At 42.7% G+C, this 19,502-nt stretch carries 26 protein-coding genes; 16 read left to right on the top strand and 10 right to left on the bottom strand.

Annotated features, from left to right (window positions below; translation table 11 throughout):
• Positions 1–30: 30 nt before the first annotated feature.
• From ACE01U_RS10735 to orn, 3 genes are all read right to left on the bottom strand, one after another.
• The gene (locus ACE01U_RS10735; RefSeq protein ID WP_291374688.1) at positions 31–834 is read right to left on the bottom strand and encodes an enoyl-ACP reductase FabI; all 804 of its coding nucleotides are present in this window, start codon (positions 832–834) and stop codon (positions 31–33) included.
• A gap of 144 nt (positions 835–978) precedes the next feature.
• Entirely contained in the window at positions 979–1,713 is a 735-nt protein-coding gene (locus ACE01U_RS10730) for a Bax inhibitor-1/YccA family protein (protein WP_395579430.1), read from the bottom strand.
• Positions 1,714–1,871: 158 nt separating this feature from the next.
• The gene (orn, locus tag ACE01U_RS10725) at positions 1,872–2,426 is read right to left on the bottom strand and encodes an oligoribonuclease (RefSeq protein WP_004697635.1); all 555 of its coding nucleotides are present in this window, start codon (positions 2,424–2,426) and stop codon (positions 1,872–1,874) included.
• A gap of 124 nt (positions 2,427–2,550) precedes the next feature.
• Here orn and rsgA point away from each other — a divergent pair, with 124 nt between their 5' ends.
• From rsgA to secB, 4 genes are all read left to right on the top strand, one after another.
• Positions 2,551–3,609: a ribosome small subunit-dependent GTPase A gene (gene rsgA / locus ACE01U_RS10720; protein ID WP_119064709.1), complete on the top strand. Its 1,059-nt coding sequence runs from the start codon at positions 2,551–2,553 to the stop codon at positions 3,607–3,609.
• Between the two features lie 97 nt (positions 3,610–3,706).
• Positions 3,707–4,114: a rhodanese-like domain-containing protein gene (locus tag ACE01U_RS10715; RefSeq protein WP_086210474.1), complete on the top strand. Its 408-nt coding sequence runs from the start codon at positions 3,707–3,709 to the stop codon at positions 4,112–4,114.
• 19 nt (positions 4,115–4,133) lie between these two features.
• Positions 4,134–4,388 (top strand): glutaredoxin 3, encoded by a 255-nt coding sequence (gene grxC / locus ACE01U_RS10710; protein ID WP_004697632.1) that lies wholly within the window; start codon positions 4,134–4,136, stop codon positions 4,386–4,388.
• Between the two features lie 27 nt (positions 4,389–4,415).
• Positions 4,416–4,865, top strand: coding sequence for a protein-export chaperone SecB (gene secB / locus ACE01U_RS10705; RefSeq protein ID WP_004697631.1), 450 nt, complete (start codon positions 4,416–4,418; stop codon positions 4,863–4,865).
• Positions 4,866–4,925: 60 nt separating this feature from the next.
• Here secB and ACE01U_RS10700 read toward each other — a convergent pair whose 3' ends face one another.
• Positions 4,926–5,315, bottom strand: a complete 390-nt coding sequence (locus tag ACE01U_RS10700) for a cytochrome b562 (protein ID WP_395579429.1) — start codon at positions 5,313–5,315, stop codon at positions 4,926–4,928.
• A 76-nt stretch (positions 5,316–5,391) separates the two neighbouring features.
• Entirely contained in the window at positions 5,392–6,666 is a 1,275-nt protein-coding gene (gene coaBC / locus ACE01U_RS10695; RefSeq protein ID WP_086210477.1) for a bifunctional phosphopantothenoylcysteine decarboxylase/phosphopantothenate--cysteine ligase CoaBC, read from the bottom strand.
• A 111-nt stretch (positions 6,667–6,777) separates the two neighbouring features.
• Here coaBC and radC point away from each other — a divergent pair, with 111 nt between their 5' ends.
• Positions 6,778–7,470: a RadC family protein gene (gene radC / locus ACE01U_RS10690; protein ID WP_395579427.1), complete on the top strand. Its 693-nt coding sequence runs from the start codon at positions 6,778–6,780 to the stop codon at positions 7,468–7,470.
• A gap of 75 nt (positions 7,471–7,545) precedes the next feature.
• Positions 7,546–8,457, top strand: coding sequence for a bestrophin family protein (locus ACE01U_RS10685; protein ID WP_004983451.1), 912 nt, complete (start codon positions 7,546–7,548; stop codon positions 8,455–8,457).
• A 69-nt stretch (positions 8,458–8,526) separates the two neighbouring features.
• Here ACE01U_RS10685 and ACE01U_RS10680 read toward each other — a convergent pair whose 3' ends face one another.
• Complete coding sequence (locus ACE01U_RS10680) at positions 8,527–9,378, bottom strand: PHP domain-containing protein (protein WP_395579426.1); 852 nt, start codon at positions 9,376–9,378, stop codon at positions 8,527–8,529.
• A gap of 44 nt (positions 9,379–9,422) precedes the next feature.
• Here ACE01U_RS10680 and ACE01U_RS10675 point away from each other — a divergent pair, with 44 nt between their 5' ends.
• Genes ACE01U_RS10675 through mnmC form a run of 4 tightly spaced genes read left to right on the top strand, consistent with a single transcriptional unit; the run spans position 9,423 to position 12,824 of the window.
• Positions 9,423–10,037: an inner membrane-spanning protein YciB gene (locus ACE01U_RS10675; protein WP_004983445.1), complete on the top strand. Its 615-nt coding sequence runs from the start codon at positions 9,423–9,425 to the stop codon at positions 10,035–10,037.
• 29 nt (positions 10,038–10,066) lie between these two features.
• On the top strand, positions 10,067–10,369 hold the full coding sequence (locus tag ACE01U_RS10670; RefSeq protein ID WP_086210481.1) for a YciI family protein: 303 nt from the start codon (positions 10,067–10,069) through the stop codon (positions 10,367–10,369).
• 4 nt (positions 10,370–10,373) lie between these two features.
• On the top strand, positions 10,374–10,880 hold the full coding sequence (locus ACE01U_RS10665; protein ID WP_086210482.1) for an SH3 domain-containing protein: 507 nt from the start codon (positions 10,374–10,376) through the stop codon (positions 10,878–10,880).
• Between the two features lie 36 nt (positions 10,881–10,916).
• Positions 10,917–12,824, top strand: coding sequence for a bifunctional tRNA (5-methylaminomethyl-2-thiouridine)(34)-methyltransferase MnmC2/FAD-dependent 5-carboxymethylaminomethyl-2-thiouridine(34) oxidoreductase MnmC1 (mnmC, locus tag ACE01U_RS10660; RefSeq protein WP_395579425.1), 1,908 nt, complete (start codon positions 10,917–10,919; stop codon positions 12,822–12,824).
• 94 nt (positions 12,825–12,918) lie between these two features.
• Here the strand turns inward: mnmC and ACE01U_RS10655 are convergent, their stop codons facing one another.
• Positions 12,919–13,233, bottom strand: coding sequence for a rhodanese-like domain-containing protein (locus ACE01U_RS10655; RefSeq protein WP_086210483.1), 315 nt, complete (start codon positions 13,231–13,233; stop codon positions 12,919–12,921).
• Between the two features lie 91 nt (positions 13,234–13,324).
• Here ACE01U_RS10655 and ACE01U_RS10650 point away from each other — a divergent pair, with 91 nt between their 5' ends.
• The 3 genes from ACE01U_RS10650 (at position 13,325) to ACE01U_RS10640 (ending at position 14,977) form a co-directional block, all read left to right on the top strand.
• Positions 13,325–13,813, top strand: a complete 489-nt coding sequence (locus ACE01U_RS10650; RefSeq protein WP_004697619.1) for a YajQ family cyclic di-GMP-binding protein — start codon at positions 13,325–13,327, stop codon at positions 13,811–13,813.
• Positions 13,814–13,841: 28 nt separating this feature from the next.
• Positions 13,842–14,342, top strand: coding sequence for a DUF4442 domain-containing protein (locus tag ACE01U_RS10645; RefSeq protein WP_086210484.1), 501 nt, complete (start codon positions 13,842–13,844; stop codon positions 14,340–14,342).
• Positions 14,343–14,479: 137 nt separating this feature from the next.
• On the top strand, positions 14,480–14,977 hold the full coding sequence (locus ACE01U_RS10640) for a nuclear transport factor 2 family protein (RefSeq protein ID WP_395579424.1): 498 nt from the start codon (positions 14,480–14,482) through the stop codon (positions 14,975–14,977).
• A gap of 68 nt (positions 14,978–15,045) precedes the next feature.
• Here the strand turns inward: ACE01U_RS10640 and ACE01U_RS10635 are convergent, their stop codons facing one another.
• From ACE01U_RS10635 to ACE01U_RS10625, 3 genes are read right to left on the bottom strand one after another with little or no spacing between them, the layout of a single operon-like run.
• Positions 15,046–15,468: an acyl-CoA thioesterase gene (locus ACE01U_RS10635; protein ID WP_086210486.1), complete on the bottom strand. Its 423-nt coding sequence runs from the start codon at positions 15,466–15,468 to the stop codon at positions 15,046–15,048.
• Between the two features lie 17 nt (positions 15,469–15,485).
• Positions 15,486–15,917 (bottom strand): thioredoxin TrxC, encoded by a 432-nt coding sequence (gene trxC / locus ACE01U_RS10630; protein WP_086210487.1) that lies wholly within the window; start codon positions 15,915–15,917, stop codon positions 15,486–15,488.
• Complete coding sequence (locus ACE01U_RS10625; protein ID WP_086210488.1) at positions 15,918–16,814, bottom strand: alpha/beta hydrolase; 897 nt, start codon at positions 16,812–16,814, stop codon at positions 15,918–15,920. It abuts the gene before it with no gap.
• Between the two features lie 124 nt (positions 16,815–16,938).
• Here ACE01U_RS10625 and ACE01U_RS10620 point away from each other — a divergent pair, with 124 nt between their 5' ends.
• The 3 genes from ACE01U_RS10620 to ACE01U_RS10610 all read left to right on the top strand — a co-directional run bounded on the left by ACE01U_RS10620 (position 16,939) and on the right by ACE01U_RS10610 (position 19,265).
• Positions 16,939–17,274 (top strand): protein tyrosine phosphatase family protein, encoded by a 336-nt coding sequence (locus ACE01U_RS10620; protein ID WP_005401736.1) that lies wholly within the window; start codon positions 16,939–16,941, stop codon positions 17,272–17,274.
• Positions 17,267–17,692, top strand: coding sequence for a protein tyrosine phosphatase family protein (locus ACE01U_RS10615; protein ID WP_395579423.1), 426 nt, complete (start codon positions 17,267–17,269; stop codon positions 17,690–17,692). The genes ACE01U_RS10620 and ACE01U_RS10615 overlap by 8 nt, the downstream gene beginning before the upstream one ends.
• 196 nt (positions 17,693–17,888) lie before the next feature.
• Positions 17,889–19,265 (top strand): dihydrolipoyl dehydrogenase, encoded by a 1,377-nt coding sequence (locus ACE01U_RS10610; protein ID WP_119064727.1) that lies wholly within the window; start codon positions 17,889–17,891, stop codon positions 19,263–19,265.
• Positions 19,266–19,502 lie beyond the last annotated feature (237 nt).

Here is a 19,502-nt window from a genome sequence, read left to right as displayed (position 1 = left end):
TGTGCCGTTTTTTACATTTCAACTAAGCGATTAGTCATCAAGCATCAAGTCTGGGCTCATCCCCACAGTGTTGAAACCTGCATCAACATACATGATTTCACCCGTAATACCATTTGCCCAAGGCGAGCAAAGGAATAATGCGGCATTACCGACATCTTCAATGGTCACATTACGTTTAAGTGGTGAAATTTTTTCGTTGACGTCTAACATTTTACGGAACGATTTAATACCTGATGCCGCCAAAGTACGGATTGGGCCTGCTGAAATCGCATTCACACGAATCCCTTCTGCACCCAAGCTTGAAGCCAAATAACGTACACCCGCTTCTAATGATGCCTTCGCCATACCCATCACGTTGTAGTTTGGCATCACGCGCTCAGAACCTTGGTACGTCAAGGTCAATAAGCACCCTTGACGTGCAACCAATAATGGCTTCGCTGCACGTGCCATCGCAATGAAACTATATGCACTGATGTCATGTGCCACTTTAAAGCCATCACGATCCGTTACATCAGTAAAGTCCCCATCTAAGGTATGTGCAGGTGCAAAACCAATCGAATGCACCACACCATCTAAACCATCCCAATGTTTTGCCAATTCAACAAAAGTCTGTTCAATTTCAGTATCAATAGCCACATCACATGGTAGAACAATCGTTGAACCAAATTGTGCTGCGAATTCATCCACACGTTTTTTCAGTTTTTCATTTGGATAAGTAAACGCAAGTTCCGCACCTTCGCGGTGAAGCGCTTGAGCAATACCAAATGCAATTGATAATTTACTTGCAATACCTGCGATTAAAAAACGCTTTCCAGCCAATAGTCCTTGTGCCATGTGACTCTCACTCAAAATAATTTATCTGCATAATGCCAAGTTTAAGTTGAAACCGAAATTGCATAATGCGCCTTTTTTCAATTCATCAACATTCAATAACACATACGCCCCGATGAAGGGGCGTATGTGTTAAGACTCGATAGATTAGTCATCGCCACGCAGCATGCTGAGTAAACGCAAGAATGAATAGTACATCCACACCAAAGTCGCTAGTAGTGCAATACCACACAGCCACTCCATCGCTTTCGGCGCGTGTTGTGCCGCAGCACTTTCAATCAAATCAAAATCTAAAATTAAGTTCAGTGATGCAATCACTGCAACAAAAGCAGCAAAACCTAGACCTAATAAGTTATTTTCAAATAAAAATGGAATGCTTGAACCAAAAGCCAAACGCATGACCATCTGCACCACAAAGACAATTGCGATAGCAATTGAAGCCGACATCACCACAGATTTGAATTTTTCTGTGGCACGAATAATTTGAAAACGATACAAACCAAACATCACCAAAGTGGTGACAAAAGTTGCCAATAGTGCTTGTAAAGGCACACCCGGATATTTCAATTGGAAAATGACCGATACCCCTCCCAAAAAAGCACCTTCAAACAAGGCATAAGGAATAGCAAGAGTTCGAGCGGTATTCGGTTTAAAGGTTGCAATGAGGCCTAAAATTAGACCACCAATCGCGCCGACTAAGGTTGCAGCATAAGCCAGCGAAATATTTAAGCTCATGAAACAGTAGAAAAACAGCGCCATACCGACCACAGCCGCAATCACTGTAAGTAATACAGACTTCTGAATGGCACCTTGAACAGTCATCGGTTGACTATAATCCGCATGTGTTTCCACGCGGTTCAAAATAGGGTTATTACTTTGCATAACTCAACTCTTTGTTATAATTTAATTAATTTACTTTATCATAAAGCTTGTTTTAAACTTGTATAGCAAAAAAGTGTTTCTTTTTTCTACACAAACACCCTCAGCTTTATTCTATTCGATTTCAATAAAAAAGAGGCTAACGCCTCTTTCTTTAGTACTTATTTATTCATAATAAAAAAGTATTCACGATAATACTTCAGTTCCGCAATCGAATCACGAATGTCATCCATCGCTAAGTGTGAAGCATTCTTTTTCAAGCCACTCATAATTTCTGGACGCCAGCGTTTAGCCAACTCTTTTACCGAAGACACATCTAAATTACGATAATGGAAATATTGTTCCATTTCAGGCATTAAACGGTGTAAAAAACGACGGTCTTGGCAGATTGAATTGCCACACATCGGTGAGCTTTTTGGATTGACCCATTTCTTTAGAAATTCTAAAGTCTGCTGCTCAGCATCCTGTGCCGTCAATTTACTGCGACGTACACGTTCAATTAAGCCTGATTGACCATGTTGGCGGGTGTTCCACTCGTCCATTGCATTCAGCACGCGATCTGGCTGATGTACAGCAAGCACAGGCCCTTCAGCTAAAATATTTAAGTTATCATCCGTCACAATTGTAGCAACTTCAATAATTTGGTCGTTATCTGTATCGAGACCTGTCATTTCAAGGTCAATCCAAATCAAACGCGTATCAGCGGTGCTGCTCATAAATGTGCAATCTTATTCGGCTTAAAAACGATGATAGTAGCAAATTAATTGCTTCGATGCTGTAACTGCTACCCTGCTTCGTGCTATTTTTGCCATCTTGAATTCATGGTTTTTTAGGATATGAATGGCTTTAATTCGTAAACGTCGTTTAACTGAACAGCAACAACGTCGCATTCAGAAACAACAGCAAACACGTCAAGAAGATATCGACACTTCAAATGACTTAGAAGGCTTGGTGGTACAACACTATGGCCGTCAGCTTGAAGTGCAAGCCCTTACGACTCCAGATCCACATCCCATCAAACCGACGGTACAAGCAGGCGAGCCTGAACCGTTTTGGAAACCGATTGAACTCGGCAGTATTTGGCGCTGTCATACACGTACCAACCTCGAACTATTGGTCACAGGTGATCGTGTCAAATGGCAAGCCGACCCAAATACAGGACTGGGAATCATCAATGCCATACAGCCACGTCAGTCGCTACTGACTCGTCCAGACCGTTACCATAAAGTGAAACCTGTCGCTGCCAATATCAGCTTGATTGTAATTGTGTTTGCGCCACTGCCTGAGCCTGCACCCGGTTTGATTGACCGTTATTTGGTGGCCTGTGCCGATGCCAATATTCCAGCACTGTTGGTGCTGAATAAAACCGATTTACTCAAAGACAATGACCCAATTTTAGCGTTGATTGCGGAATATCAAGCCTTAGGCTATGAAGTGATGCAAACACAAGCCGATGGTGACTTAACGGCACTGACTCAGCGTTTAAAAAATGAAACGGTAGCCTTTGTCGGTCAGTCTGGTGTTGGTAAAAGCACCCTGATTAATGCCATCGTGCCCGATGCTGCACAGAAAACCAATGTGATTTCTGAAAACTCAGCCTTAGGACAACACACCACGACCTCTACCCGTTTGATTGGTTTTGGCGAAGGCGCCTCGCTGATTGACTCACCGGGAATTCGTGAGTTTGGTTTATGGCACTTAGATGCAGACAAAGTGCAACATGGTTTTCCTGAAATTGAAAACTTATTGGGCTACTGTCAATTCCGAAACTGCACCCATAAGCATGAAAAACAATGCGCCTTACGCTTAGCCGCTGCAAATGGTGAAATTTTAACACGCCGTTTAGACAGCTATTTACGTCTGATTGATGAAATTGCTGAAGCTCAGCAAAAAAATTAATTTTTATTCAACCTTAGCCCTTGAAGCGGTGATTTTGATCACCATATTTTATGAGCTATACTCTCTAGCAATTTTTGAATTGTAATTTAGGTGACTTGTGGAACGTTGGTTGGAGTTTATGGGGAATCACCCCTTCTTATTTGGAACACTTGCGGTATTGGTTGTTTTGTTTTTCGTACTTGAAGGACAACGCAATGGTCGCAAAATTTCACCACAATCTTTAGGTATTTTAGTGAAAGCTAAAAATGCCATGTTGATTGACTTACGTGATGCCAAAGATTTCCGTGAAGGTCATATCAGTGGAAGTCGCAACATTCCCTACAGCCAAATTACCAAACATGTTGAAGAGTTAAAAGCTGCAGATCGTCCACTCGTGTTCATCTGTAACTTAGGTCAAGTGGCAGGCACTGCTTTACAACAAGTTGCGCATACTGACAGCTATCGTTTAGATGGCGGGATTAGCAACTGGAAAGCTCAAGGCTTACCACTGGTCAAAGCTAAATAATTCGCACAAGGAGAAACTCATGGCTCAAGTCACTATTTACTCAACGACTGTATGTCCATATTGCGTTCGCGCAAAACAGCTCCTTGAGCGTAAAGGCGTTGAATATAAAGAAATTAATTTATCTAAAGAAGCGCCAGAAGTCCGCATTGAACTGATGCAACGTACAAATCATCGTACGGTTCCACAAATTTTTATTGATGACCAATTTATTGGTGGTTTTGATCAACTTTATGCTTTAGAGCGTGAAGGCAAACTCGACCAACTATTGGCATAATTAGCTCAGCATATTAAGGATTAGAAAATGAGTGAAGCTCAACCACAACTTGCTTTAGAACGTATTTACACAAAAGATATTTCTTTTGAAGTTCCTGGGGCGCAAGTTTTTACCAAAGAATGGCAACCAGAGTTGAACATCAACTTGTCATCTTCTGCTGAAAAAGTTGATCCAACTCACTACGAAGTTTCACTTAAAGTGGTTGTACAAGCGAACAATGCAGGTGACACGGCGTTTATCGTCGATGTTACTCAAGCGGGTATTTTCCTTGTAGATGGTGTTGAAGAAGAACGTCTTCCATACATCTTAGGTGCATATTGCCCAAACATTTTATTCCCGTTCCTTCGTGAAGCGGTGAATGACATGGTGACTAAAGGTAGCTTCCCGCAATTGTTACTTACACCAATTAACTTTGATGCTGAGTTCGAAGCAAATATGCAACGCGCTCAAGCCGCTGCTGTTGAAGGTCAAGCTTAAACTTTTAAGCCCTTCAAACATAAAAAAGACCGCTTTTGCGGTCTTTTTTATTGTACTGAATTATTTAAACGTTTTATGACCTTGTTGTTTAATGGCTTCAAACTTGGCTGAACTTTGTTTGGCTTCAGTCAACTTTCCTGCATGTACGAGATGTTGAGCATGTTCAATCTCTTGAGATAATACATCAAAACTTTGCTCATATTGCTTCACTTGAGCACTGTCTTTTGCTTGTTTCGCTAACTTTCTGGGCTTATTTTGTTTGGCAGTTACTGCGGCTTTTTGCATTTCAGTTAATGCGTTATTTGCCTCTGTGGCAGTCTGGGCTTGAGCAAAAGCCTTTGAGTTCTTCGCCAAAGATTTCATCGCGCCTTCTAGCACTTCCGATGCTTGTGCAAATCCTGCCAAACATATACCACTGCTCAATAGCACGACCTTTAATAGTGTTTTCATTCTTATTCCTATGAGTTTGCAAAAAAATGCAGCCTAAGGCTGCATTAAATATGGCAAAAACTAAGGACGATGTAAATTAAAAATCATCATCACTTTCAGGGTCTCGGTGTAAAGCATCATGAATCGCTTCAACCAACTGCAACGCAATTTCTTGTTTCGACGCTTTTTCCAGATCGCGCTTTTGCATTTTATAATGTTCTGCAAAAAAGACTATCATCGCATTTTCATCAGAAGCAAAACCAATATCAGGGCGTGACACATCATTACAGGCAATCATATCGAGCTTTTTCGCCACCAATTTACCTGCAGCATATTCTTCGACATTGCGTGTTTCTGCTGCGAAACCCACCATGAACGGGCGTTTATCTTGCTGTGCAATGGTCGCCACAATATCAGGATTTTTGATTAAAGAAACATTGAGCTCATCCCCTGCTTTCTTAATCTTATGCTCTGCAACTTCTGCAACGCGATAGTCTGCAACAGCCGCAGTCGCGATAAACACATCACAGCCTTCATCCAACATTTGCATACTGATATCCAACATTTTCATGGCAGATGAAACATTGATCCGGCGTACACCATTCGGCGTATCTAAGCTGACAGGACCTGCAATTAAAGTCACTTTGGCTCCAGCCGCATAACATGCAGCGGCAAGAGCAAAGCCCATTTTACCCGTACTGTGGTTGGAAATATAACGCACAGGATCAATCGCTTCACGCGTTGGCCCAGCAGTAATGGTGACTTTTTTACCGGCCAGCATCCCAAATTTTTCAGCCATGGCACGCTGTGCTTTATGGAAGTATTCTGTCACTTGATGTGCCAAATCCTCAGGCTCAGGCATACGACCTAACCCAACATCACCACAAGCTTGAGCACCCGCATCTGGCATGATTACATGCACGCCATCGTCTACCAAAGTCGCTAAATTACGCTGCGTCGCTTTTGCTGCCCACATTTGTTGGTTCATGGCAGGTGCAACCCACACAGGGGCTTTGGTGGCTAAATATAAAGTAGAAAGCAGGTCATCAGCTAAACCCGCAGCAAACTTTGCAATGGTGTTACAACTAGCAGGCGCAACCAAAAGCAAGTCTGCCCAGCGCGCCAGCTCAATATGTCCCATGCCCGCTTCGGCTTCAGGGTCTAACAATTCAGTATGCACAGGATTGCCTGACAAGGCTTGGAATGTTAATGGGGTAATAAAGGCTTGTGCGCCTTCGGTCATGACCACACGGACTTGAAAACCTGCGTCTTTTAAACGACGAACTAAGATGGCACTTTTATAGGCAGCAATACCGCCCGTAACAGCTAAAAGGATATTTTTATTTGGAATCACACTGAGATCAAAGCTCACGAACAGGCTACCTTTCTGTTGCAGTGGCGCTCACAATAGCATTAAATAGTCTTATACCCAATAATCGGTTGGGTCATGTTCCTCAAATTAAGAATAAAAAAGTATAAAAGAATGCACTTATCTATAAAAAAATGGCCCGAACAAGAACGGCCACGTGAACGCTTGTTACAACAAGGGCCTGCCAGCCTCTCTGATGCGGAACTACTGGCTATTTTTATCCGCTCGGGCTCAACACAACATTCTGCGGTCGAATTGGCCCGTCTGCTGTTACAGCATTTCGGCAGTCTGAATGCCGTTTTCGATGCTGAACTGCCCGAACTCAGCCAATTTCACGGCATTGGCCCGACCAAGTATTCACAATTAATGGCCGTCAAAGAATTGGGACGACGCTACAGTAGTCAGCAGCTCAAGCAAGAAAAGTTAGAGCTCAATCATTCAGCTCAGTTACTCAAGTTTTTACAATATGAATTTTCAAGCGAGAACCAAGAGGTTTTTGCCGTACTCTGTCTCGATGCACATTTAAGAAAAATAAACTTTAAAAAGTTGTTCTTTGGTGCAGTAAATTCTTGTGAAATCTCGATCAACCAATTGCTCCGTTATTGTATTGCTCAACATGCTACCTTTATGGTGATTGCCCATAACCATCCGCTTGGAAAAGCTCAGCCCTCCGCGGCGGATATCGGACTGACCGAGCGTATTCTTCAAGCCAGTCAGCTCGTGGACATTCAACTGATTGATCATTTTATTTTATCGCCTGAAGGTACATTTTCTTTTGCTGAACACGACCTGATCCAACCCACTTAAATATGCAGACAAATGATTGACAAATACGGTGACAAATATGAAGATCAAGCAAAATTGTAAAAGAATTCTAATCACATGATTGTGCGTGATCAGCCCAGTATTTTTAAGGTGCTTTTTTCATGGCGTGGCACCATTCTTCCCAAAGTTTTACCCCCTTTGGGCGTGGTCATGTTGGTCTCTGCCATTATTGGCATTTTGTCCTATGTCGGCTATTTTCATTTCCCTGAACTGCCCTTGGTCGGCTTCACCCTCATTGGGGTGGTACTTTCCATTTTCCTCGGCTTTAAAAATAGTGCCTGCTATGACCGTTGGTGGGAAGCACGGAAGCTATGGGGTATTTTAATTGCCAATTCACGTCACTTTGACCGTGACTGTCGTATCTTGACTCAAGGTCGCCGTGAACGTGTGATTCAACATGTGATTGTCTTTGCCAATGTCTTGCGTGACCGTTTACGCCATCAAACAGCCAATCCTACCGAGCTGGTGGAAACCAGTGGCCTAAGTCAAAATGCACTGACTCAGCTGTATCAACAAGCCAATGCCCCGCAGTACACCCTCAGTTTGATTCAGTGGGAGTTAATGCAAGCATTAAAAGAAGGTGAAATTAGCGACATTGTGTATGCACAGTTGAATCAGCATGTTGCTGACCTAAGTGTAGTGCAAACCGGTTGTGACCGTATTGCGACAACGCCACTACCTTTTGCCTACTCGGTATTACTCAATCGTACGGTGTATTTTTTCTGTCTCATTTTACCGTTTAGCTTGGGTTCAACTTTGGGTATTTTCACCCCACTATTGGTTGGTGTATTGGCCTATACTTTCTTAGGACTCGATGCTTTGAGTTCGGAAATTGAAGAACCTTTCGGAACGCAAAGTAATGATTTGCCGCTGGACTCGATGGTACGTACCATCGAAATTGAACTGCTTGGGACTTTAGGTAAACCAACACCTCCCCCGATTCAAGCACAAGACAATAATCTACTCTAAGCGGACTCACGCTTACCTTCTCTTAGGCCATATATAGCTCATGGAGAAGGTAGCAACCCTCAAAAACATTTAGACAAAACTGTCCCAAATCCCCACTTGTCCCTCTTTGACTCTGGGAATATTGCCCAATTTAATCCATGGCATATTGTCACCATGAAAATCACTGCCGACCGATACTTTTAAATCATGCTCGGCAATCATCCGATCCACCATTTGACGGGTAGATGTCGGTTCAACACTGGGTGGCAACTCAACCGCATCTCCACCAAACTGCGCAAAGATTTCAATCAGGTAGCGAATATTGGTGGCCGATAAGTCATAACGTGTCGGATGCGCCAATACTGCAAAACCGCCACTGGCATGAATCACCTGAATGGTTTCTTCTAAACCCAGCCCATCAAATTTCACGTAGGCTTTTTTGCCCTCCTTAATATATTTATCAAACGCTTGTTGCGCGCGACTCACATACTTTTTTTCAACCAAGGTCTTGGCAATATGGGTTCGAGTCACGCGGTCAGGCATCTGTTCAACTTTCGCCAAAACATCAGCATAAATGTCTTCACCAATCAGTGGAATCAATAAATCACAAATTTCTTTGGCGCGGCGCGCGCGGATTTGTTTTTGCTGTTCAAGACATTTTTGTAGTGGCTCTAAATCTTGCATATTCAATGCAACCACATGCACGCCATAGTTTTTCTTAGTCGAGGGTCTCGACCACTGACTGGAAATTTCTACACCTGAAATAATACGCATCGCATGCGACTTTGCAGCCAACTCTGCTAAAGCAAGGCCATCCATGGTGTCATGGTCTGTCAAAGCCAAGGTATGAATACCTTTTTCTGCCGCAGCATCAACCAATTGCTTCGGTGTGAAAGTGCCATCAGAAATATTGCTGTGAGTATGTAAATCTACGCCTTCCATCACTTATACTAGCTATTTATTTGAACAGATTTAGATACTCTAACATGAAAGCACTTTTAGACTTTGTGCCGCTGATCATTTTCTTTTATTTATATAAAACTGTAGATCCGAAAAATACTGATCACCCATTACTTCAATTGATTGGTTCTGCTGGGGGTGTCGATAATAATAATATTCTTGTAGCCACCACAGGTTTAATTATTTCGATGCTGGTGGTTTACGGCGCACTGTTCTTCATGCAAAAGTTCCGTTTAGACAAACAACAGTGGATTGTGTTGTTTATGACGGTTATTTTCGGCGGTGTTACCTTAATGCTGTCAGATGACTTTTACATCAAACTCAAAGCGGCCTTACTGAATATAATTTTCTCAGGTGCTTTCTTACTTTCCCCTTATTTTGGCAAAGAACGCAAACCGCTGATCAAACGTTTGTTCGGCCCAATCTTCAATTTAACCGACGCAGGTTGGAAAAATTTAAACTTTGCATGGGCGGCCATGTTTGCTCTCATGTCTTTTTTACACGTATTTTTCGCATTTTTATTTATGGACGGAAAATATTGGGGAGAATTCACGGCTTTTGGTGACATGATCGTGATGTTTTCCTTTATCATTATTCAGTTTATTGTATTACGTAAATACTTTAAATCTTCTGAAGAGTAATTTAGCCAGAACATACATCGAGAATTCATATGCCGCTATTCGTTGTCACATGTACCGATCAGGAAGGGACTGTCGAAAAACGCCTTGCTACACGTCCAGAACATCTTGTTCGTTTACAAAAGCTCAATGATGAAGGTCGTTTAATTGTTGCTGGTGCAATGCCTAAAGACCCAAGCAATCCACAAGCGGGTTTTTATGGCAGTACGATCATTGTTGACTTTGACTCACGTGAAGCACTCGATGCATGGTTACAGGAAGAGCCTTTCTTAAAAGCAGGGGTTTATCGTCATATTGATGTTAAACCATTTAATAAAGCATTCCCTCAAGGATAAGGTCATGCGTGTCGTTGTCACAAGCTTATTGGGTTTATCTCTTCTTTCTTCTATGGCATGGGCGGTTGAAACCGCACCTGCTCCAAGTGTAGCCCCTGCCGTCCAAGCAACGACTGCGGCTCCACCACCATCTGGACACAACACCGCTACACAACCAAAAATTATTCCTGCTGTAGCAACCATTAGTCCAAATGGTCAACCACAGGAAGCCAAACCGCTCACCGCTGAACAATTGGCGAAAAACAAAGCCCTCCAAGATGCCAAAGTCAAAGCATTGGTCAAAGACCAAGCTTCTCGCTTAGCTCAGTTAGAAAAAGCCAATCTTGATGCTTTGGCACAAAACCAAGAGCTACAACTTAAAAATGACAGCCTCGGTGTACAAGTACAGGTTTTACAAAGCGAACGCAGTGCACAAATGTTTCTCTACGGTGCAGCAACCATCGCTGTGGGTGTCTTACTGGGTTTCTTAATTGCTAGTTACGTTTATACCAAACGCCGTCGTCAGTGGTAAGCTAAGCCCTATTAGAAACAATAGGGTACTGTGGCTTTGTCAAGCGCAATTCAAACTGCCGATTTAGAGTGGCAACAAGTTGATGGCATTGATGTGCCAGTTTCAAAACAATTTGGCGATGTCTATTTTTCCAAAGACAATGGTCTACTCGAAACACGCCATGTGTTTTTAAATGGCAACGATTTATCTGAGCGTCTGTCAAATCTTCAGCCCTTTGAATATTTTAGTGTGGGTGAAACTGGCTTTGGCACAGGGCTCAACATCTTGGCACTTTGGCAACTTTGGCAACAAGTACGGCCAAATAACCACAGCCATCTCCATGCCATTTCAGTTGAAAAATTTCCGCTATCTAAGGCTGATCTGATACGCGCACTCGATGCTTGGCCTGAACTTAAACCGATCGCCGATGAATTGATAACACAATACCCGCATCCGATTGCGGGTTGTCATCGCCTGAGCTTCCCTAATGAACGTTTTAGCCTAGACCTTTGGTTAGGCGATGCCCACGATGTTTTCCCTAGTATGGCAAAAACCAGTAGCGTTAACGCATGGTTCCTCGATGGGTTTGCACCCTCATGTAATCCTGACATATGGGAAGAACAAGTTCTTCAACATATTATTCGCCTATCAGATGTCGGGACGACCTTTGCTTCATTTAGTGTTGCAGGCGTGCTCAAACGTGGTTTAACACAGCATGGTATTTCTATTTCACGTCCGCGTGGATTTAAACACAAACGCGAAATGCTCAAAGCCATCTGGTTACCTGCTGAGCCTGAACATACATCAGACGCTGTAGACGCCAAATCGGTATCGGATCAAAACCGACCTGGTCAACGACCATACCCTTTTAAACAGCGCCATATCGCGATCATAGGGGCAGGAATTGCAGGTTTAACTAGTGCATGGGCCTTTGCCGAGCGTGGGCACCAAGTCACGCTCTACGACCAATCTGAGCCACTCGCAGGAGGTTCAGGCAATCCGCTGGCCTTACTCAACCCCAAACTTTGTCCGATTGAACAAAGTCATGAACATCTCATGACCTTGGCTTGGCAACATGCTTTACAGCACTATTCCAAATTTCAAGCTTTTCGCCCGATTCAAGTACATCAACTGGCGCTTAAAAAAGCCGAAGACTTGCTCGATCTCGAACCACAATATCCCGCGGGTCTTTTGACAGCCGAAACCGCTGCTGATTCAGCGTTAATCACTGAATATTCCAGTCTGAATTTAACCGAAGCGGGCGCCGTTTCACCACATCAACTCAGAGATCAAATCTTAGCGCATCCGCTGATTCAGTTCGTACAAGCCAACATTACTCAAATCCATCCAGAGCACAATGAAATCGTAGATGAACAAGCTCAATCTCTAGGTCAGTTTGATCACGTGATTGTGTGTTGTGCACGCCACACGGCTACTTTCTTTGAGCAGTACCCTGTGCTGAAGCCCATTCGTGGACAAGTTAGCTGGGTGGAGAACACGTCACAAGCATTCGCACTTGATCAAGCCTATAGCTATGGTGGCTATTGTATGCAGCTTGATGCTCAACAGCTCATCTTAGGCGCATCCTTCTATCCGAATCGGGATGACAGCGATGTTTTGCTTGAAGACCATGTGCATAACTACGAGCTTATCCACAGTGTCTTTCCAGATTATGCACAATCACTTCCTGATGTGAGGACTTGGCAAGGCCGTGCATCCGTTCGCGCGCAAAGTTTGGACTATTTTCCAGTACTTGGTAGAATGTCCGAACAGTCTGAAATTTATAGCTTTGCAGGCTTAGGCTCTAAGGGCTTCTTATTTGCGCCTTTATGCAGTGAAATTTTAGCGGCACAGATACTAAAAGAGGCCTGCCCTGTTCCTGAGTCACTGCTACAAAAGCTCAGTCCAACCCGATTCCACAAGAAAGTCAAAGCCAAAAAGCCTTATTTTAAAGCGCAAACTTAGCACTATGGCTAAAAAGCCAATGATGTGATAAATCCAACACCTCATGGTTATAAGACATTAAAAAAGCGCCTTACGGCGCTTTTTTTGCTATTGCTTAGTTGCCCTGCTCTAAGGCTAGACCAGCATCACGAGCAGCACGAGTACCGCCCATTAAAATGACATACTCACGTGCACTATCAAAACCTTCAAGTAGCTCTGCTGCACGTGGTGCTTTGCTTCCGCCGCCACATAATATATAAATCGGTTGACCCGTCGACACCTGAGTAAGGCTCTGTGCCGATAGTCCCGTGATGGGCTGATTAACAGCCCCTTTCACGTGTGCTTCGGCATAAGCATTTGAATCGCGTACATCCCAGATGATCGCATCCTCTGGGAACTCAAATGTTGTAATTTCTTGTTTACGGATCATTGCGCACTCCTTTGATGTAAACAACACTTGGCAAATGAAGAAAACATCCCTAGCATCTCAGATATTCTTTCTATTTGTAAAGGTCTAATCCATGCCATCTTTTGATATTGTTTCAGAATTAGAAATTTTTGAGGTAAATCATGCTGTTCAGAATACCCAAAAGGAAATTGCAACCCGTTTTGACTTCCGCGGTCAAGATGTTTCAATTGAACTCAATGAAAAAAACAAAGAAATTAAAATCTCAACAGAAAGTGATTTCCAGTGCGAACAAGTTTATACCATGTTAGAGAACCATTTCTTTAAGCGTAAAGTTGATATTCAAGCGCTTGATCCACAAAAAATGACCGCTTCAGGTAAAAATGTACTTCAAGTGGTGAAATTAAAAGACGGACTTGACTCAGATACCGCAAAAAAAATTAACAAAGCCATTAAAGAAAGTGGCATTAAAGTGCAATCTTCAATTCAAGGCGACAAAATTCGTGTGACTGATAAAAAGCGCGATACATTACAGCAAGTAATGACGTTTTTAAAAGAACAGCAATTTGGTCTGCCTTTACAGTTCAATAACTTTAAAGACTAATCCCCTTGTTCGATCATTTGAGGTAACTATGCCAAAGGCCAATCGCTTATCTAAAATTGTAAAAGCCACTTCTCGCTTGCCGAAAGCGTTGCGTACGCGATTATGGAGTCAAGCTTTTGGTCGCATAGTTCCCATGGTCGGCAGTGCTCATATCCGTTATTTACAAGTGAGTCATAGTGAAGTCGTCGTCAAAATCGAAAACCACCGTGCCATGCAAAACCATATTGGACAGTTACATGCCTGCGCCATGGCCTTGATTGCTGAAACAGCAACAGGTTTTGTCACAGGGATGAATGTGCCTGACCATTGCATCGTTCTGATTAAAAGCATGCATATTGACTTTAAACGTCCAAGTAAAGGTGCCATGACAGCGACAGCCACCTTAACACCAGAACAACAGCAACTGATGCAAACTACCGCCAAAGGTGAAACTTTAGTTTCTGTGACAGTAATGGATGAATCGGGTGAAGCACCTGTTCAATGTGAAATGTTATGGGCTTGGCTCGATAAAGCATCATTAAAAAAATAAGAATGTAAATATAACTTACTGTTTGGTAAGTATAAAATTTACAACAATACGCTAAAGCCGCGACTAAAACTTACTATATCTTTGCTTCAACTCAGCTCAAAATCATGCTACATAATATGAATATTTGAGCTGACTTAATGAAAAAAAGACTAATTTTAGCAACGACCCTATTTTCTTTAGGGCTTGTCGCCTGCCAACAACACAACCCATCCAATACATCGGTTTCAACAACGCCGAGTCACCATTCTGCCTCTGCTCTGACAGAACAGAATAAAAAAATTGTGGTGGACTTTTATGAAGGGGTTTTTAGCAAACATCAGGTTCAAACCTATTCAGACCGCTATATTGGTACACAATATATTCAACATAATCCCTATGTTGCAGACGGAAAAGCGCCTTTTGTAAACTATTTCACCCAGTATTTTAAAGAACACCCGCAAGCAAAAAGTACCATCAAACGTGTGATTGCCGATGGTGATTTGGTTGTACTGCACGTCCACTCCACCCAAAATACACAAGACCGCGGAGAGGCTGTCGTTGATATTTTCCGTGTCGAACAAGGCAAAATTGTAGAACATTGGGATGCCGTGCAGAGCGTGCCTGCCGAATCAGCAAATAGCAACACGATGTTCTAAAGCTTAATCACTTTTCAAATAGTTATAAAAAAGCCAGTATTATTACTGGCTTTTAGCTCGTCTCAAGCTTAATTGGCTTGATTGGCAAAAAATTTCTCTTTCACATCAGTTGGAATTTGGCGCTTATTGCCTTTGACATCCACTGCCACAAAGGTAAATACACCTTCAGTTACACGTACAGGTGGGCGTGAACTATCATGACTGTCCCATACCTCAATTTCCATTTGAATCGAGGTATTGCCTACTTTTAGAATTTTAGTATAACAACTAATCACGTCCCCGACTTTGACAGGGACCAAGAACGTCATCTGATTAATCGAAATCGTTGCACAACGCCCTTTACTAAAGCGTTCTGCGTGAATTGCGCCGGCCAAATCCATTTGTGACACAATCCAACCACCAAACACATCTCCACTCCAGTTGGTATCAGCTGGCATTGCAATCGTTTGAAGAGATAGCATCCCTTCTGGTTTCACATGAATCTCTGACACGTTGACTCCAATTTTCGTTATGACTGGGCTTGCAACTGTTGATCTAACCATTGTTGCAATTGTGGCGCACGGAGCGCGCCGCTTATTCTAGCAATTTCAGTAGTTTTATTCATTAAAACTAAGGTTGGAATACTTCGCACATTAAAGGCACTACTTAATCGTGGAGATTCTTCAGTATTAATTTTGGCAAAAATCACTTGTGGATTTTGTTTCGCCACTTCAGCAAAATGCGGTGCCATCATTTTACAAGGACCACACCACTCTGCCCATAAGTCAATCAATACAGGCAAATCACTATGGCTAATAAACTGACTAAAGTTTTGTTCATTCAACTCAATAGGTGTAGCTGGCAGAAGCGTAGCATGACATTGGCCACAACTCGGATTAGCATTCAGCTTCTCTTCAGGGACACGATTTTTTGCCATACAGGTCGGACAGACGATAATCATTTAATTGACTCCAATATGTTGGTGTAAAAATTCTAATTGGGTCGAAATGGCTTTTTCAAACCAGGTGGCATGATAAATATCGAAATGTTGCATCTCCCATTCATGATATTGAACAAAGGGAGCAATATTGGTCGCCGCTTCACGACTCGATTCAATAGGTATGAGGCTATCATGTTTTGCTGCAATAAAAAGTACAGGAATATTAATTTGCCGTACATTTTGAATCGGACGATAACGGATTAAATTAAAAAATAGTCGTGCGGGAATCTCACCACTCCAATAATAGTCTGGATTGATAATCGAACGATAACCCAAATACGCATCTTGGGTCGGCATAAAACACAGCTTTCGGGGGTCAACTACGGGTAAAGTCGTTGGCGCTAAACCAACTTTGCCCCCCATATAATCTTGGCTGGACAGCTTTAATGCTTTCGGGAGTTGCTGTAACGGGTAAAGCTTGGCACTTTCAGCACCATCGACAAAAGGCACTTGTGCCATCACCGCCTGAACATTTTTGAACTCTGCAGCAATATCGAGTACATATCCACCGCTGAGTGCCGTCCCCCACAGCACAATACGTCGGCTATCAATCGACTTACGCTCTTTGACATGGTTAATCATGGTGCGCCAGTCTTCGAGCTGCTTTTTAATCGACACCAGCTCTCTTGGGCGCCCCGTACTCCCCCCCCAATAACGATAGTCGAATAACACGACCGCATAGCCCGCTTGTGCAAACCGTTGCGCAAATTGAATCAGTTTGAATTGGCGAAGCCCAGCCAAGCCATGAGCCATCAAAATCACTGCGGGCTTCTCTTCAGTTTTCGGACGGTAAAAATCTGCAGCAATGACCTCTTGGCCACTTTTCACATACAGCGGTTCAACGGTATAGGCGTGCATACCTGCTCCATTGCGTTATTTTATGGTTGTAATCGCTTATAAATATTTCAACAGCATAGGCTGAGCTTTCAGCTTAATGCTATCATAAAGCATATCTCGATTATCTTAATTTTGGAGTGACAGGATGAGTGAAAATGTAGGCTTTGCAGGTCAAATTGGTCCTGAACATTTGGTTCAAGTGGTTGAAAAAGGGTTTAAATCTGTGATCAATAACCGCCCAGATATGGAAGGTGGCCCAGAACAACCCACCAGCGCTCAAATCGAGGAAGCTGCACGTGTAGCAGGCTTGGATTATGTCTACCAACCTGTAGTTGCTGGTCAAATCACCGAAATGGATGTTCGCACTTTTGCCAACCACTTTAATGAACTTCCAAAACCTGTTCTCATGTTCTGCCGTACAGGTAATCGCTCAAATAACTTGTACCAACTTGCCAAACAAATGGATCTGTTAGATGACTAAACGGTTGTTTAAACACGTCATCTGTACTGCTCTGCTTTTAGCAAGCAGTACACTTTGGGCAGCAGCGGAAACACTCAGTCAGTCACTGAGTCCGCAACTGAGTGTTTCAGGACAAATGACCACAGATAAGTTTCAACAATTGATGAAACAAGGTTTTAAGTCAGTCATTGTCAACCGACCTGATCAAGAACAAGGCAATACCGTTCGCGTTGAGCAACTACGAAGTATCGCAGAGCAAGCGAAAGTCAGTGTGATTTACCAACCAGTTACCAGCAGTAAAATTTCTGAAACAGACGTGATTGAATTTGCTAAATATTATAATGAGCTCCCCAAACCCATTTTAATGGTCTGTAAAAGTGGTGAACGTTCAAGTCGGCTCTTTCATCAAGCCAAACAATTAGGACTACTGCATGAATAAGCTCTTTCTTCTTTTACTCTGTTGTACGCTTATAACTGCATGTAGTTCAATGCATGTTCGACCTACTGTTGGTGTCAGCGTTGGTAGCAGTTTATAAATAATGACGGCAATCCATGCCAATTTTTACAAAATATAATCCCCAAGCCCCATGAATATGTTAACTATAGAGCAATCTTACTTAGGTAAACTCTGTGTTATGTATGATCTGATTATTATTGGGGCAGGAACTGCGGGTATTGCAGCCTACCAACAAGCCATTAAGTCCACACAAAATCTATTAATCATTAATGATGGACCGTGGGACACCACTTGTGCACGTGTCGGCTGTATGCCCTCAAAAGTCCTGATTTCTACAGCCAATCGCATGCATGATATTCAACATGCGGATCGTGTCGGATTAAAAGTAGAATCAAAAATTGACCGCAGTCAGGTCATGAAACACGTACAAGCACTCCGCGATCGCTTTACCTCTAGTACCCTTAAAACCGTAGAGAGCTGGCCTAAGTCGCACAAAGTTCAAGGCCGTGCTCACTTTGTCGATGCAAAAACGGTCGAAGTGAATGGGCAACTCTACCAAGCCAAAAGCTTTATTTTAGCTGTAGGCTCCACACCAAGTTTTAACCCAATGTGGAAAGATGAACTCGGTGATCGACTTATCACCTCCGATCAAATCTTTGAACTTGATGCTTTACCTAACTCCTTAGCCGTTATTGGGAGTGGCGTCATCGCGATTGAACTCGCGCAAGCCATGCAACGACTTGGTGTCAAGACCACGGTCTTTGCACGTAGCCGTAAAGTCGGCGTTCTGACCAGTCCTAAATTACAGCAGTTGGCACAAACAGAAATTGGCGATGAACTTGAAATCAAGTTCGAAGTTTTACCCACAGAAGTTAAGTATACAAACGATCACGTTGAACTTAGTTTTACTGAAAATGATCAGCCTAAAACACTTAACGTCGATTATTTACTGGTTGCTACTGGACGAAGTAGTCTTTTAAATACGCTTAAACTCGAAAATATCGACACATCATTCACAGACTTAAAACATTTACCTGTTGATCCTAAGACAAAACAACTCGCTGACTACCCGATTTTTATCATTGGCGATGCACATACTGATACACCACTACAACATGAAGCTGCACACGAAGGTAAAGTTTCGGTTAAAAATGCATTGAACTTCCCCACTATAGAATCATGCAAAACTCTAACACCTTTAGGCATCGTGTTTAGCAACCCAGAAATGGCAATGGTTGGACAAAACTTTAAGCAACTACAAAGTGCAAATATCAATTTTGTCATCGGCGAAGTATCCTATGCAAAACAAGGACGTGCATTGGTTCTGGGTAAAAACTATGGGGCCATCGAGGTTTATGTAGATAGAAGTAGCCGAAAGCTACTGGGTGCTGAATTACTCACAGAGTCTACTGAACATTTGGCCCATTTATTGGCATGGATGATTGCAGAAGAATTGACTGTCGATGAAATTTTGGAAAAGCCATTTTATCACCCAACCCTTGAAGAAGGCTTAAGAACGGCTTTAAAACATGCTCGTCGACAACTCAATCCCTAAGCTGCCAAATTCATGTTCTCTTGCTATAGGTACTTAGACGTTTACGGTGCGTGATTAAACGATTTCATCAACCGTCTTCAATGAAAAGCTGAGTTCTATTTTTTGAATGAGGTTGATCCAAACCAAAAACCAGATACTGATAAGACATCAGCATTAATCAATGACAATAAATTCACTATTTCGCTAACCGCATAATAAAAAAAGCCCCCTAACTTAATCGTTAGGGGGCTTTTGAAT

The organism is Acinetobacter halobius (assembly GCF_044130335.1).
Taxonomy (GTDB): domain Bacteria; phylum Pseudomonadota; class Gammaproteobacteria; order Pseudomonadales; family Moraxellaceae; genus Acinetobacter.
The sequence above is the reverse complement of the archived record's forward strand: the minus strand, read 5'-3'. Positions and strand labels throughout refer to the sequence as shown.

Coding starts and splice junctions, on each gene's coding strand:
- ACE01U_RS10650 (WP_004697619.1), top strand. CDS start 13,325: ATGCCATCTTTTGATATTGTTTCAGAATTAGAAATTTTTGAGGTAAAT.
- ACE01U_RS10675 (WP_004983445.1), top strand. CDS start 9,423: ATGAAAGCACTTTTAGACTTTGTGCCGCTGATCATTTTCTTTTATTTA.
- ACE01U_RS10665 (WP_086210482.1), top strand. CDS start 10,374: ATGCGTGTCGTTGTCACAAGCTTATTGGGTTTATCTCTTCTTTCTTCT.
- ACE01U_RS10645 (WP_086210484.1), top strand. CDS start 13,842: ATGCCAAAGGCCAATCGCTTATCTAAAATTGTAAAAGCCACTTCTCGC.
- ACE01U_RS10615 (WP_395579423.1), top strand. CDS start 17,267: ATGACTAAACGGTTGTTTAAACACGTCATCTGTACTGCTCTGCTTTTA.
- ACE01U_RS10680 (WP_395579426.1), bottom strand. CDS start 9,378: ATGGAAGGCGTAGATTTACATACTCACAGCAATATTTCTGATGGCACT.
- ACE01U_RS10610 (WP_119064727.1), top strand. CDS start 17,889: ATGTATGATCTGATTATTATTGGGGCAGGAACTGCGGGTATTGCAGCC.
- ACE01U_RS10670 (WP_086210481.1), top strand. CDS start 10,067: ATGCCGCTATTCGTTGTCACATGTACCGATCAGGAAGGGACTGTCGAA.
- rsgA (WP_119064709.1), top strand. CDS start 2,551: ATGGCTTTAATTCGTAAACGTCGTTTAACTGAACAGCAACAACGTCGC.
- secB (WP_004697631.1), top strand. CDS start 4,416: ATGAGTGAAGCTCAACCACAACTTGCTTTAGAACGTATTTACACAAAA.
- radC (WP_395579427.1), top strand. CDS start 6,778: ATGCACTTATCTATAAAAAAATGGCCCGAACAAGAACGGCCACGTGAA.
- orn (WP_004697635.1), bottom strand. CDS start 2,426: ATGAGCAGCACCGCTGATACGCGTTTGATTTGGATTGACCTTGAAATG.
- ACE01U_RS10655 (WP_086210483.1), bottom strand. CDS start 13,233: ATGATCCGTAAACAAGAAATTACAACATTTGAGTTCCCAGAGGATGCG.
- ACE01U_RS10625 (WP_086210488.1), bottom strand. CDS start 16,814: ATGCACGCCTATACCGTTGAACCGCTGTATGTGAAAAGTGGCCAAGAG.
- ACE01U_RS10730 (WP_395579430.1), bottom strand. CDS start 1,713: ATGCAAAGTAATAACCCTATTTTGAACCGCGTGGAAACACATGCGGAT.
- grxC (WP_004697632.1), top strand. CDS start 4,134: ATGGCTCAAGTCACTATTTACTCAACGACTGTATGTCCATATTGCGTT.
- ACE01U_RS10640 (WP_395579424.1), top strand. CDS start 14,480: ATGAAAAAAAGACTAATTTTAGCAACGACCCTATTTTCTTTAGGGCTT.
- ACE01U_RS10685 (WP_004983451.1), top strand. CDS start 7,546: ATGATTGTGCGTGATCAGCCCAGTATTTTTAAGGTGCTTTTTTCATGG.
- ACE01U_RS10620 (WP_005401736.1), top strand. CDS start 16,939: ATGAGTGAAAATGTAGGCTTTGCAGGTCAAATTGGTCCTGAACATTTG.
- trxC (WP_086210487.1), bottom strand. CDS start 15,917: ATGATTATCGTCTGTCCGACCTGTATGGCAAAAAATCGTGTCCCTGAA.
- ACE01U_RS10735 (WP_291374688.1), bottom strand. CDS start 834: ATGGCACAAGGACTATTGGCTGGAAAGCGTTTTTTAATCGCAGGTATT.
- ACE01U_RS10700 (WP_395579429.1), bottom strand. CDS start 5,315: ATGAAAACACTATTAAAGGTCGTGCTATTGAGCAGTGGTATATGTTTG.